The sequence below is a fragment of the Pseudarthrobacter phenanthrenivorans Sphe3 genome, assembly GCF_000189535.1.
Classification (GTDB): domain Bacteria; phylum Actinomycetota; class Actinomycetes; order Actinomycetales; family Micrococcaceae; genus Arthrobacter; species Arthrobacter phenanthrenivorans.
In genome coordinates this window covers 742,569-755,593 of the sequence record NC_015145.1, presented here as the reverse complement: position 1 = coordinate 755,593, position 13,025 = coordinate 742,569, and the positions used below count along the sequence as shown (strand labels likewise).

General features: G+C 65.7%; 9 protein-coding genes and 1 tRNA gene. 7 read left to right on the top strand and 3 right to left on the bottom strand.

Going from position 1 to position 13,025, the window contains the following annotated elements:
• Positions 1-10: 10 nt before the first annotated feature.
• Positions 11-1,228 (bottom strand): IS481 family transposase, encoded by a 1,218-nt coding sequence (locus ASPHE3_RS03595; protein ID WP_013599876.1) that lies wholly within the window; start codon positions 1,226-1,228, stop codon positions 11-13.
• 259 nt (positions 1,229-1,487) lie between these two features.
• Between ASPHE3_RS03595 and ASPHE3_RS03590 the strand changes: the two genes are divergently transcribed.
• Positions 1,488-2,921: an MFS transporter gene (locus ASPHE3_RS03590; protein ID WP_013599875.1), complete on the top strand. Its 1,434-nt coding sequence runs from the start codon at positions 1,488-1,490 to the stop codon at positions 2,919-2,921.
• A gap of 75 nt (positions 2,922-2,996) precedes the next feature.
• Here ASPHE3_RS03590 and ASPHE3_RS03585 read toward each other — a convergent pair whose 3' ends face one another.
• On the bottom strand, positions 2,997-5,213 hold the full coding sequence (locus ASPHE3_RS03585) for a RecQ family ATP-dependent DNA helicase (RefSeq protein WP_013599874.1): 2,217 nt from the start codon (positions 5,211-5,213) through the stop codon (positions 2,997-2,999).
• 154 nt (positions 5,214-5,367) lie between these two features.
• On the opposite strand from ASPHE3_RS03585, the gene ASPHE3_RS03580 reads away from it, so the two are divergent.
• The 4 genes from ASPHE3_RS03580 to ASPHE3_RS03565 all read left to right on the top strand — a co-directional run bounded on the left by ASPHE3_RS03580 (position 5,368) and on the right by ASPHE3_RS03565 (position 9,127).
• Positions 5,368-6,786, top strand: coding sequence for a phosphomannomutase/phosphoglucomutase (locus ASPHE3_RS03580; protein WP_013599873.1), 1,419 nt, complete (start codon positions 5,368-5,370; stop codon positions 6,784-6,786).
• Between the two features lie 7 nt (positions 6,787-6,793).
• Positions 6,794-7,327 (top strand): hypothetical protein, encoded by a 534-nt coding sequence (locus ASPHE3_RS03575; protein ID WP_013599872.1) that lies wholly within the window; start codon positions 6,794-6,796, stop codon positions 7,325-7,327.
• Between the two features lie 15 nt (positions 7,328-7,342).
• Positions 7,343-7,792 carry an RrF2 family transcriptional regulator gene (locus ASPHE3_RS03570; protein WP_013599871.1) on the top strand — a complete coding sequence of 150 codons (450 nt, stop codon included), beginning with the start codon at positions 7,343-7,345 and terminating at the stop codon, positions 7,790-7,792.
• Positions 7,793-7,966: 174 nt separating this feature from the next.
• Positions 7,967-9,127 carry a globin domain-containing protein gene (locus ASPHE3_RS03565; RefSeq protein ID WP_013599870.1) on the top strand — a complete coding sequence of 387 codons (1,161 nt, stop codon included), beginning with the start codon at positions 7,967-7,969 and terminating at the stop codon, positions 9,125-9,127.
• 143 nt (positions 9,128-9,270) lie between these two features.
• Here the strand turns inward: ASPHE3_RS03565 and ASPHE3_RS03560 are convergent, their stop codons facing one another.
• Positions 9,271-11,106 carry a phosphoenolpyruvate carboxykinase (GTP) gene (locus ASPHE3_RS03560; protein ID WP_013599869.1) on the bottom strand — a complete coding sequence of 612 codons (1,836 nt, stop codon included), beginning with the start codon at positions 11,104-11,106 and terminating at the stop codon, positions 9,271-9,273.
• 278 nt (positions 11,107-11,384) lie between these two features.
• On the opposite strand from ASPHE3_RS03560, the gene ASPHE3_RS03555 reads away from it, so the two are divergent.
• Together ASPHE3_RS03555 and ASPHE3_RS03550 are read left to right on the top strand one after the other, a co-directional pair.
• Positions 11,385-11,461, top strand: a tRNA-Arg gene (locus ASPHE3_RS03555).
• An 83-nt stretch (positions 11,462-11,544) separates the two neighbouring features.
• On the top strand, positions 11,545-12,996 hold the full coding sequence (locus ASPHE3_RS03550) for a dihydrolipoyl dehydrogenase family protein (RefSeq protein WP_409372051.1): 1,452 nt from the start codon (positions 11,545-11,547) through the stop codon (positions 12,994-12,996).
• Positions 12,997-13,025 lie beyond the last annotated feature (29 nt).

Below are 13,025 nucleotides of genomic sequence, written 5' to 3'. Positions count from 1 at the left end.
GAGACATCCTTCACGGATGAGTCGAGTCATCGGTAACACCCCGGTCTTCGGACCGGGGTGTTTTTCTTTGCCCTGTTTTTCTGGGTTGGTAGTTCCGGGTGGGGTCGATGGTGAGTTCGCGGATGATCTCGCCGGTGGTTGCGTCGCTGATGGTGACGTCGTTGTCGTGGATGAGCATCAGGACGTGTTTGCGGGCGTAGGCGCGGCCGATGCCGATGTGGCGGAGTTGGCCTGCGTGGCGGAGGGTGAGTTTCCCGAACTGGTCGACGCGGTCGATGCGCCGACGCCAGTGATCTCCTTGTTTGGATCCGGTCGGTGATGCTTTGGGTATCGCGGTGTAGGCCGCGGCCGGGGTGCGGCGGTCCAGGGCCCGGTGGGGGCGTTCGTGGTTGTAGATGTGCCGGAACTTTTCCAGCTGTTCGTTCAGGTCTTGAAGGGTGTGGGCCCGGGGTTGGCCGGTGAGCCAGCGTTTGAGGGTCTGGTGGAAACGTTCGATTTTGCCTTGGGTCTGCGGGTGGTTCGGGGCGCCGTTCTTTTGGGTGATGCCCAGGGCGTGGAGATGGTGTTCGAAGGCGTTCCTGCCGCCTTTCCCGCCCGCGAGGCGGGTGGTGTAGACCATGCCGTTGTCGGTCAGTGTCGAGGCCGGTAGCCCGTGTTCAGCAGCGCAGGCCAGGAACGTGGTGACCACGGCGGTGACGGTGACGGGTTTGAATCCGGTGCAGGCGAGCAGGTAGCGGGAGTGGTCATCGAGGAAGTTCAGGATCTCGATGTCGGTTCCGTCGGCCAGGGCCCAGTGGGTGAAGTCGGATTGCCAGGTTTCGTTGGGCTGGTGTGCTTCGAAGCGGTGCAGTGAGGCTTTGGGCCGTTTCTTCGGATCCGGAGTGATCATTCCTTTGGTGTGCAGGAGCCGGCGGATCGTGGACGTTGACGGCGCGGGTACTCCTTCTTGTTCGAGGTGCCAGGCGATCGTCACGGGCCCGGCGTCCAGGCCGGCGGTTTGCAGTTCCTGCCGCAGGGTAAGGATCCGCGCGGCTACCGTTTCGGTGGTGCGGCGCGGGTTGCTGAGGGGGCGTTTGGATCGGGGGTCGACGGCGGCGATACCTCCGGCGGACTCGCGTCGGAGGAGCTCGTGGACCCAGCGGCGGCTGACTCCATACCGGCGGGCAGCTTCCGTAACTGTCAGGCCTTGGTCACGGACGGCGAGGACGATCACTTTCTGCTTCGACATGCATCATGCTGGATCCCTGCCGGTGTGAACGATGTCCCGACTCACCGGTGAAGTGTCAACTGGGAACGATGTCCCGACTCATGTGAGAACTATGTCGTGAAACTAGACACCCCCGTCTCCGCGTTTGGCCCCGGTCCTGGACCGGGGCCTTTTGCGTACCCGGACGCCAGTCCCTCAGTGCCCCTACCCTCCGCCACCCCTCCGTCCGCGGGACGGACACCCGGAGCTTTCGAGGTTCCGCCGGTGGCAGGATAAACGGATGGCAGCAAGCAATCAGGTGGCCGATGGAGCCGGCACCGTGGAGGTGTGGAATCCCCGCCTCGCACTCCTGGTGGCCGCGACGTTCTTCATGGAGTTCCTCGACGGCACCGTCCTCACCACCGCAATCCCCAATATCTCCGCCGACTTCGGAGTGCCGGCCGCCGACATCAACATCACCATGACGGCGTACCTGCTGACGGTGGCGGTGGGGATTCCCATCAGCGGCTGGCTGGCGGAGAGGTTCGGCGCCCGCCGGGTGTTTTGCCTCGCCATCGCCGTCTTCACCGTCGCGTCCCTTGCCTGCTCGCTGAGCCAGGATCTGTCCATGCTGACGCTCAGCCGCGTAGTCCAGGGCGCGGGCGGGGCCATGATGGTTCCCGTGGGGACCCTGCTGGTCCTGCGGGGAACCCCGAAATCCGAACTCCTGCGCGCCACGGCATTCCTGGTGTGGCCGGGCCTCCTGGCTCCGGTCCTGGCTCCGCTGGTGGGCGGCGCACTGACCACGTACCTGTCCTGGCACTGGATCTTCCTGATCAACCTTCCGTTGGGGGCTGCCGCCCTGATCGCAGCGTTCCGCCTTGTCCCTTCCACCGCGGGCGACACCGGCCGGAGACTGGACTGGCCGGGCCTCGTCCTCATCACGGTAGGGGTAGGGGCCCTGGTGGTTGGGCTGGAGATGGCCAGCACCCATCCTGACGTTCCGTGGGCCGGCATCAGCGCGGCGCTCGGGGCGGCGTCCGTTGCCGCGGCCGTGCTGTGGATGCGCCGCGCGGCTAATCCACTTTTTGACCTCTCTGTCTTCCAGACCCGCACTTTCCGGGCGATGGCCACCGGCGGCTTTATCTACCGGCTGACCATCAGCTCTGTGCCGTTCCTGCTGCCGCTGATGTTCCAGACCGGATTCGGGTGGTCCCCGCTGCATGCAGGGGTTATGGTGGCCGCCGTCTTTGTGGGCAACATAGGGATCAAACCTGCCACCACTCCGCTGATCCGGCGCTTCGGCTTCAAGCCAATGCTGGTGTTCGCCTCACTGGCCTCGGCGGTCACCTTTGCCCTCTGCGCCCTGCTGACGGCCGAGACCCCCCAGGCCCTGACCTTCGCACTGCTCGTCTGCAGCGGCGCCTTCCGCTCCATCGGCTTCTCCGCCTACGCCTCCGTGCAGTACGCAGACATCGTTCCCTCACAGCTCACGTCAGCGAACACCGTCTCAGCCACCCTCGTCCAGCTGGCACACGGAGCGGGCATTGCCGTGGCCGCCCTGCTGATCCGTGCCCTGGACGGGTTCAGCGGTTTTCCTGGGGATTCTGCCGGTCCCTTCCGCGGCGCGTTCCTGGCCATGGCGGCCTTGATGCTTGCCAGCACGGTGGACAGCCTCCTGCTGTCCAGGCATGCGGGAGCCGAGGTCAGCCGGGCCAGAACCCGCCCCGCCTGAAGCCACCCGCCAGAACGAAGTAGGCTTGAGCTGAGCCCGCCAGAACTCAGCCGGCCCGCGCTGAGCCCGCCAGAATTAGCCGGCCTGCGCCAGCACCAGCGGGAGCACTGCCCCCGCCCCGGCCTGCCGAAGTGCACGGCCGGCCACAGTGAGGGTCCACCTGCTGTCCACGATGTCATCGATCAGCATCACGCTGCCGCCCTGCACGGAACCCAGCGCTGCTTCGAGTTCCGGGCCCACCACCAGGCGGTCCCAGACCCCCGCCAACCGGTAGGCGCTGTTGCCGCCGCGGCTTCCCGTAGGTCCCCCGTGCGCCAGTTGAAGTTCGCCCAGGTACGGGATCCGGCCGATCTCGGAAATGCCGCGGGCAAGGGAACCCACCAGTTCCGGCTTGGCGCGGGAGGGGACACTCACAATGGCGGCAGGCCGTCCGGCCCCGCTCCAGCCCGGATTGCGGGCATCTCCGCTTCCCCATTCGCGGAGGACCTGCACGCATGCCTGCAGCATGCCGGGCTCGACCGGACGGTCGCTGGCCCCGGCAGCAAACAACTCCCGCAGCGCCCCGCCCCAGCCCAGGTCGGTCAGCCTGGCCAGGACTCGGCCCTCCGACAGTCCTTCTCCGCCCTTGAGCTTCCCCTTGACCGGGACGCCAAGGCGGTCCATTCCGGTGGGCCACTGCAGCCTGGCCTCAAGCACGCTGCCCGCCCTGCTGAGCGTCTGGCCGGCAGCCTGGGTAGCCTGCTCAGCAATATCGGCCGGGAACCACTTCCCGGCGCAGTTATCGCACCGGCCACAGGCATGGGCGGTCTCGTCGTCAAGGACGGAGGTGATGTACTCCATCCTGCAGCCGGCGGTGTCCTGGTAGATCACCATGGAGTCCTGCTCATCAACCCGGGCCTCGGCGATCCGCTGGTACCGTTCGGCATCGTAGGCCCAGGGCTGGCCCGTAGAGCGCCAGCCGCCGCCCACACGTTCCACCGCGCCGTCCACCGACAGGACCTTCAGCAGCAGCTCCAGCGGGGTACGGCGGAGGTCCACCCGCGCCTCCAGGGCAACAGTGGAGAGTGCCGTTCCTGCCTCAGCCAGTGCAGTAAGGACGGCCGCGGCTTTTTCCTCGGACGGCATGGACGCCGTAGCGAAGTACCGCCAGATGTCCCGGTCCTCAGAGCCGGGCAGCAGCAGGACGTCGGCGTTTGCGGCACCGCGGCCGGCACGTCCCACCTGCTGGTAGTACGCCACTGGGGAGGAGGGAGCGCCCAGGTGGACCACAAAGCCCAGGTCAGGCTTGTCGAAGCCCATCCCCAGGGCGGAGGTGGCCACCAGCGCTTTGACCTGGTTGTCCTTCAGCAGCTGTTCGGCGCGCTCCCTGTCAGCAGGGTCCGTCCGGCCGGTATAGGCCAGTACCTCGTGCCCGGCCTCTGCCAGGAGCCGGGCGGTGTCCTCCGCCGCGGACACGGTCAACGTGTAGATAATTCCGCTGCCGGGGAGATCGGCGAGATGCGTCAGCAGCCAGCCCAGCCGCTGCCTGGCGTCAGGGAGGGACAGGACACCCAGGCGCAGCGAGTCCCGGCCCAGCGCGCCGCGGATGGTGAGGACGCCCGCTCCGAGCTGCTCTTCGATATCGTGCACCACCCGGGAGTTGGCGGTGGCCGTGGTGGCCAGCACCGGGACTGTATCCGGCAGCTGGTTAATCAGGTCGGCGATCCTCCGGTAGTCGGGGCGGAAGTCGTGGCCCCAGTCAGAGATGCAGTGTGCCTCGTCGATCACCAGGAGGCCGGTGCGGCGGATGAGTTCGGGCAGCTGGTTTTCGCGGAAGGACGGGTTGGTCAGGCGCTCCGGGGACACCAGCAGGACGTCCACCTGGTCCGCGGCGAGCTGTTCCCGGACCGTGTCCCATTCCAGCTGGTTGGCTGAGTTGATGGCGACAGCGCGCACACCTGCCCGGGCTGCCGCCGCCACCTGGTCCCGCATCAGGGCCAGCAAAGGGGAAACGATCAGGGTTGGCCCGGCGCCGCGGCGCCGCAACAGCAGGGAAGCCACGAAATAGACAGCCGACTTCCCCCAGCCGGTGCGCTGGACCACCAAGGCCCGCCTGCCGCCGTCGACCAGGGCCTCGATGGCTTCAAACTGGCCCTCGTGGAAGTCCGCCGCCTGGTTGCCAACCAGCTCGCGAAGGACAGCCAGAGCCTGCCCGTGTGTAGCGGTTGCGCTGCCCGTGGCGGCGTTTGCCGAGTCGGGTCCTTCGGTGGTTGCCGGTTCGGAAATGACGGTGCCCTGCTGGTTATCGACCATTGATTCAGTATCCCAGCCACCTCCGACACCCGCCGACCCGGGTGTCCTCTATGTGGAAACCGGGACTTCAAATCGCATCAACAGCAGTGCTATCCGGGCTGCTCCCGGACTCCCCCTCCACAGGCAGTTTGGCGGCCCACGTAAGATAAAGCCCGTGACTAGCGAACAAACAGCGACTTTTGACCTTTCGGCATCCTTCAAGGCGTACGACGTCCGCGGCATCGTGGGCGAGTCCATCACCGCCGAAATCGTCGAGGCCGTAGGGGCCGCCTTCGTGGACATCCTGGAGCTCCAGGGCCAGACCATCCTGGTGGGTGGAGACATGCGGCCCTCCTCCCCCGAGTTCAGCAAGGCCTTCGCCAACGGCGCCACCACCCGCGGCGCCAACGTGGAACTCCTTGACCTGATTTCCACTGATGAGCTCTACTTCGCCTGCGGCTACCTGAACCGAGCCGGTGCCACCTTTACCGCAAGCCACAACCCTGCCGGCTACAACGGCATCAAGATGTCCAAGGCGGGAGCGGTGCCCATCTCCTCCGAGTCGGGACTCAAGGACATCCAGACCCTCGCTGAGCGCTACCTCACCGAGGGGTCGATCCCGGCGGCCGGCACCCGGGGTACGATCAGCGTCCGGGACGTGCTCAAGGATTACTCCGAATACCTGCGCAAGCTGGTGGACCTCTCCGGTTCCCGGCCGCTGAAAGTCGTGGTGGACGCAGGCAACGGCATGGCCGGCCTCACCACCCCTGCCGTGCTGGGCGACACCCTGCTTCCCAAGCTGCCCCTGGATATCATTCCCCTGTACTTCGAGCTGGACGGGTCCTTCCCCAACCATCCTGCCAACCCGCTGGAACCGGAAAACCTCCGCGACCTGCAGGCGGCCGTAATCGAACATGGCGCGGACATCGGACTTGCCTTCGACGGCGACGCCGACCGCTGCTTCGTGGTGGACGAGAAGGGCGAGCCCGTTTCGCCGTCGGCCATCACCGGGATGGTGGCGCGCCGCGAGATCGCCCGCGCCAAGGCTCAGGGCGAAGCCCGGCCCACCATCATCCACAACCTCCTGACCTCGCGCGCCGTGGCAGAACTGGTGGAGCGCGACGGCGGCCGGGCAGTCAAGACCCGCGTGGGCCACTCCTTCATCAAGGCCGTCATGGCAGAGGAAGGTGCAGTGTTCGGCGGAGAGCACTCAGCGCACTTCTACTTCCGCGACTTCTGGAACGCGGACACGGGAATGCTGGCGGCCATGCACGTCCTGGCAGCCCTCGGCGAGCAGGACGGTCCCTTGTCGGAGCTTGGCCGGGAATACGAACCGTACGTCAGCTCCGGCGAAATCAACTCGGAGGTCGAGGACAAGCCCGCCGCGGTCGAGCGCGTACGCGCTGCATTTGCCGGCGAAGACATCACGATCGACACCATGGACGGCAGCACCTTCACGGCGAACGACGGCAGCTACTGGTTCAACCTGCGCCCGTCCAACACGGAGCCCTTCCTGCGGCTCAATGCAGAAGCAACGGACCGGGCAACCATGGAACGGATCCGTGACCGGGTCCTGTCCATAGTCCGGGGCTAAGGGCAGCATGACAGGCAGCAAGGGGCCGGCCAGCGAAGAACAGGACGCCCGGGCACAGTCTTCAGGGTTGCAGGATGCCGAAACGCACGGCTCCTGGCGGGACTCCGTGCCCGACACCACGGCGACCGACCTGGAAAACCTGTTGGGAACCGGTGTCAGCGCCGCCCAGGAGCAACTCCAGCGCAACGGCGGCTTCCTGCCCTTTGCCCTGACCGTGCAGAACGACGGCGAGGTGCGGCTCGTGGCGGTCTCTCCCGCGGATGCCGCGGAGGACTCGGACGGCGACTTTGATGCCGATGCGATGATCAGTGACCTTACGGCGCTGCTGCGGCAGAACCGGGATGATTTCCGGGCAGCCGCCATCGTGTGCGACATCCTGCTGGTGGAGGATGACTCGGACGCCATCCACGTGGCGGCCGAGCACCGCGACGGGTCCGTCTTCGCGGCGGTCCTCCCCTACTCCGCCAACGCCGGCACCCAGACGTGGGAATTCGGCGAGCTGGCGGCGGACACCAACGAACCCGCCGTGTGGGTGGACTAGGCCGGCCAGCCGCCCATGAAGATCAACGCCTTCGCCGATGTCAGCCTGCGTGCCCTCATGGTGCTTGCAGCAGCGCCGGAGGGTGCCCTGCTGACCACGCAGAACATCGCCGATTCCGTGGGGACGCCCTACAACCACGTCAGCAAGGCAATGGCAAAGCTGCGCAGCCTGGGACTTATTGACGTGGTGCGCGGGCGTACAGGCGGCTCCAGCCTGAGCCACGCCGGACGGTATGCCACGGTGGGGCAGGTCCTACGGCAGCTCGATACGCGCACCGACGCGGCGGATTGCGTGGCTCCGGGCGGGAACTGTCCGCTGATCAATGAATGCAAGCTGCGGTCAGCCCTGGCCCGCGCCCGCGAAGCGTTCTACCGGGAACTTGATTCCGTGGTTATTGCCGACCTCCCGGGTTCCAGCCAGATGGCTCCCGTCTTCACCATGATCGGACTGCGTCCGGGGCTCTAGAACTGGCGGGCTTTCCTGTGCAACCGTAACCGGGATGCCGCCAAGATAACTGTTACAGCCCGATTTGCCTTAGCTTTCTACAAGATGTAGAAATTGGGTACTGAAACCGGTATTTCATATGCAGGTTTTCGAGAAGGCCGGACGAAGGCCCCGGTCCCTACCTCAGGAGTTCGCATGCTCTCGGAAAAATCCCGCCCCGTCATTGAAGCCACCCTGCCCCTGGTGGGCTCCCGGATCGGCGCCATCACGCCGAAGTTCTACGCCCGCCTCTTCGCCGCGCACCCGGAACTCCTTGACGGCGTGTTCAGCCGTTCCAACCAGCGCTCCGGCAACCAGCAGCAGGCGCTGGCCGGGAGCATCGCGGCTTTCGCGACGCACCTCGTCAACAACCCCGGCACCCTCCCCGAGACCGTCCTTTCGCGCATCGCCCACCGGCACGCTTCCCTGGGCATTACGGAACCGCAGTACCAGGTGGTCTACGAGCACCTGTTCGCTGCCATCGCCGAGGACCTCGCGGAGGTCATTACCCCGGAAATCGCCGAGGCCTGGACCGAGGTGTACTGGCTGATGGCCGATGCCCTGATCAAGCTGGAGAAGGGCCTCTACGCGGCACAGGCCAACGACAAGATGTGGATGCCGTGGCAGGTGGTCGCCAAGACGCCAGCGGGAGCAGGCTCCATGACCTTCACCCTTGAGCCTGCTGACGACACCCCCGTCACTCCGGCCCTCCCCGGCCAGTACATCAGTGTCAAGGTGACGCTGCCCGAGGGCCTTCGCCAGGTGCGCCAGTACTCCCTTTCCGGTGAGGCCGGAACCAGCCGCAGCTTCACCACCAAGCTTGACGACGGCGGGGAAGTGTCCCCCGTGCTCCACAACAACGTGCAGGTGGGTGACGTCCTGGAGATCTCCAACCCGTACGGCGAAATCACCCTGAAGGACGGCGACGGTCCCGTGGTGCTGGCCTCTGCGGGTATTGGCTGCACCCCCACCGCCTCCATCCTCCGCTCGCTGGCCGAGTCCGGATCCGACCGGCAGGTCCTGGTGCTTCACGCGGAAAGCACGCTGGACAGCTGGGCCCTGCGCAGCCAGATGACGGACGACGTCGAACGCCTGGAGGATGCCGAGCTGCAGCTATGGCTGGAGCAGCCTGTGCCGGGAACCCGTGAGGGCTTCATGTCCCTGCGCGAGGTGGATCTTCCGGCTGACGCTTCCCTGTACCTGTGCGGTCCGCTGCCGTTCATGAAGAACATCCGGAATGAGGCCATCAACGCCGGCATTCCCGCCACCCGGATCCACTACGAAGTATTCGGGCCGGACATCTGGCTCGCCAGCTGAACCATCACGGGTGGGCCCACGCCGGCAGGGTTCCCTGGCCGAGCTTGCGAGGCTAGGGTGCCGGCGGGGAACGACGGCGGCGCCGCACCTTTATCCGAAAAGGTGCGGCGCCGCCGTCGTTATGCCTATTTGTTACCGGCTGGTCAGCTGTGGTCAGCCATGCGTTCCTTCAGGGCTTCAAGCTCGGCACGCAGCGCGTCCGGGAGTGAATCGCCGAACTGTGCGTACCAGTCCTCGATGGACGCCAGCTCGGCGTCCCATTCCTCCCGGTCCACGCGGACAGCCTCCTCCACGTGCGCATGGGTAAGGTCCAGGCCGGTCAGGTCCAGCGAGTCGCCGGCGGGCACGTAGCCGATGGGGGTCTCCACGGCTTCAGCCTTGCCCTCCAGGCGCTCGATGGCCCACTTGAGGACGCGGGCGTTGTCACCGAAGCCCGGCCAGGCGAACCCGCCCTCTGCCGTGCGGCGGAACCAGTTCACCAGGAAGATGTGGGGCAGCCGCTCGGGGTTCGCCTTGCCGGAAACGCTGATCCAGTGCTTGAGGTAGTCCCCGGCGTCGTAGCCGATGAACGGCAGCATGGCCATGGGATCGCGCCGGAGCACGCCCACCTGGCCTGCGGCCGCGGCCGTGGTCTCCGAGGAAAGCGTGGAGCCCATGAAGATGCCGTTGGTCCAGCTGCGGGCCTGGGTCACCAGGGGAACGGTGGTCTTGCGGCGTCCGCCGAAGAGGATGGCGGAAAGCTCCACACCTTCAGGGCTGTAGTACTCCTCGGCCAGCATGTCGATCTGGGAGATCGGGGTGCAGAACCGCGAGTTGGGGTGGGCTGCCGGCTTGTCCGAATCGGGGGTCCAGGAGTTGCCCTGCCAGTCGGTCAGGTGCGCAGGGACCTCGTCCGTCATGCCCTCCCACCACACGCCGCCGTCGTCGGTCAATGCCACGTTGGTGAAGATGCTGTGGCCCTTGGCGATAGCCCGCATGGCATTCGGGTTGGTGCCCCAGCCTGTACCGGGCGCGACGCCGAACAGGCCGGCCTCGGGGTTGATGGCGCGCAGTTCGCCTTCCTTGCCGATCCGCATCCAGGTGATGTCGTCACCAAGGGTTTCAACTTCCCAGCCCTCAATGGTGGGGTCCAGAAGGGCAAGGTTGGTCTTGCCGCAGGCGGAGGGGAAAGCAGCGGAGATGTAGTAGTTCTTCTTCTCCGGCGAGGTCAGCTTGAGGATGAGCATGTGCTCGGCAAGCCAGCCCTCGTCCCGGGCCATCACCGAGGCGATGCGCAGGGCGTAGCACTTTTTGCCCAGCAGGGCGTTGCCGCCGTAGCCGGAGCCAAAGGACCAGATGGAGCGCTCCTCGGGGAAGTGCACAATCCACTTGTCCGGGTTGCAAGGCCACGGAACATCCGCCTGGCCGGGCTCCAGAGGAGCTCCAAGGGAGTGCAGCGCGGGCACGAAGAACGCGTTGGTCTCGGTGATCTTGTCCAGCACAGCAGTGCCGATGTTGGCCATGATCCGCATCGAAGCGACAACGTACGCGCTGTCGGTGATCTCCACGCCGAACTTGGGGTCCTCGGCGTCGAGGTGGCCCATGACAAACGGGATGACGTACATGGTGCGGCCGCGCATGGAGCCTGCGAAAAGGCCGCGCAGCTTGTCCTTCATCTCAGCCGGGGCCATCCAGTTGTTGGTGAAGCCGGCGTCGCGCTTGTTCTCGGAGCAGATGAAGGTCTGCTCTTCGACGCGGGCCACGTCCGCGGGATCGGAGAAGGCTGCGAAGGAGTTGGGGAACAAATCCTGGTTCAGCCGGGTAAGGGTTCCTGCGGCCACCAGTTCATCGGTCAGCCGGGTGTTCTCCTCCTCGGAGCCGTCCACCCAGTAGATACGGTCCGGCTGCGTTAGCTCTGCAACCTCTTCGACCCACGCCAGCAGGCCGGCATGTGTGGTGGGTGCTTTCTCAAGCAACGGTTTCTGCGCCAGATCGCCCATTTCGGTTCCCTTCCTCGGGGTACATCGGTGTGTCCTAAATGCTATGGTCCGGACCACCTGCGTTTTTTGGACGCATACTGATGAAAAGCGCGCTTCAAAACGCACTTCCGCGGATTTACAAGGAAAATTAGCCGCAAAACCGGCATTTTAGTGACGAAGGTCACCTATACCGGTCTAGTCGTGGAGATTACACGGGGTTCGATTTGGCACTCCGGCCCACCCTCGCGTAAAGTAATTCGAGGTTCAGGGAGAGCGGTTCTTCTCCCGGGACACGGAATGCGCCCATAGCTCAGCTGGATAGAGCGTCTGTCTACGGAACAGAAGGTCAGGGGTTCGAATCCCTTTGGGCGCACCAAGCAAGGTCCGCACTGGTTCACCGGTGCGGACCTTTTTTGTTACTCAAACTTCCACCTTCCCCGGGCGTAGGCTGTCCCCATGATGCCCAAGCCTGTGAAGCAGGAATTTGACGTTGTAGTAATCGGCGCCGGAGCCGTGGGGGAAAACGTAGCTGACAGGGTGGCGCAGGGCGGCCTGTCAGTGGTGCTGATAGAGGCAGAACTGGTGGGCGGCGAGTGCTCATACTGGGCATGCATGCCTTCAAAAGCCCTGCTTCGCCCCGGAACGGCGCTGCACGCGGCCCAGACCACCCCCGGAGCCAAGGAAGCCGTCACGCGTACCCTGGATGCCGCAGCCGTTCTCAAGCGCCGGGACTATTTCACGTCCAACTGGGAGGACGGCAGCCAGGTGGCCTGGGTCAAGGATTCAGGGATCGAGCTCATCAGGGGCCACGCCTGGCTGACTGCCCCCAGGATCGTCCAGGTGGCCGGCCTCGACGGCACATCCCACCACCTGGAGGCGCGGCACGCGGTGGTCCTGGCCACCGGATCCGTGCCGACCATGCCCGGCATCAAGGGGTTGGAGGACCTGCAGGTCTGGGGCACCCGCGAGGCCACCTCGGCACGTGAGGTTCCGGAGCGCCTCGCCGTCCTGGGTGGGGGTGTTGCGGGCACGGAACTGGCCCAGGCCTTCGCGCGGCTGGGCTCGTCAGTGACACTCGTGGCCCGGAGCGGGCTGCTGGGGAAATACCCGCAGGAGGCTGCCGCCCTGGTGGCAGCCGGGCTGCGCGCGGACGGCGTTGAAATCCGCCTCAACACGGTAACGGACAGCATCACCGAAAACGACGACGGGACCTTCAGCCTGCAGTTGGGCGACGCTTCCAGCGTCACCGCGGACAAAGTACTGGTCGCCACCGGCCGGCATCCCGCCCTTGAGGGACTGGGGCTGGAGAGCGTGGGCTTCGAACCGGATGACGACGGACATTTGTCCCTGGCCACCGACACCTCAGGGCTTGTGCAGGGAACGCGCGGGGGCCAGGCCTGGCTCTATGCCGTGGGCGACGCCGCCGGCAGGAACCTGCTGACGCACCAGGGAAAGTACGAGGCCAGGGCCACCGGGGACGCCATCGCGGCCAGGGCGAGGGGCGAACTCTCGGGAACCCCGGAGGACTGGAGCGCTTACGCCCAGACAGCCAACGACCATGCGGTCCCCAACGTCGTGTTTACAGACCCGGAATTGGCCACTGTGGGCCGCACCCTGGCAGGCGCCCGCGAGGATGGTTTCAACGCTTCCTCAGTGGAACTCCCCATCCAGGTGGCCGGGTCCTCACTGCACTCGGAGAACTACGAGGGCTGGGCGCAGTTGGTGGTGGATGAGGACCGGCAGGTGCTGTTGGGCGCTACGTTTGCCGGCCCCGATGTTTCGGAGCTCCTGCACGCGGCAACCATCGCCGTGGTAGGCGAGGTGCCGCTTAATCGGCTCTGGCACGCGGTACCTTCCTACCCGACCATCAGTGAGGTGTGGCTTCGGCTGCTCGAGAAGTATGGGCTTTAGCGTCGCTGTAAACTCCGATATTTGAACTG

Coding starts and splice junctions, on each gene's coding strand:
- ASPHE3_RS03595 (WP_013599876.1), bottom strand. CDS start 1,228: ATGTCGAAGCAGAAAGTGATCGTCCTCGCCGTCCGTGACCAAGGCCTG.
- ASPHE3_RS03590 (WP_013599875.1), top strand. CDS start 1,488: ATGGCAGCAAGCAATCAGGTGGCCGATGGAGCCGGCACCGTGGAGGTG.
- ASPHE3_RS03585 (WP_013599874.1), bottom strand. CDS start 5,213: ATGGTCGATAACCAGCAGGGCACCGTCATTTCCGAACCGGCAACCACC.
- ASPHE3_RS03575 (WP_013599872.1), top strand. CDS start 6,794: ATGACAGGCAGCAAGGGGCCGGCCAGCGAAGAACAGGACGCCCGGGCA.
- ASPHE3_RS03570 (WP_013599871.1), top strand. CDS start 7,343: ATGAAGATCAACGCCTTCGCCGATGTCAGCCTGCGTGCCCTCATGGTG.
- ASPHE3_RS03565 (WP_013599870.1), top strand. CDS start 7,967: ATGCTCTCGGAAAAATCCCGCCCCGTCATTGAAGCCACCCTGCCCCTG.
- ASPHE3_RS03560 (WP_013599869.1), bottom strand. CDS start 11,106: ATGGGCGATCTGGCGCAGAAACCGTTGCTTGAGAAAGCACCCACCACA.
- ASPHE3_RS03550 (WP_409372051.1), top strand. CDS start 11,545: ATGCCCAAGCCTGTGAAGCAGGAATTTGACGTTGTAGTAATCGGCGCC.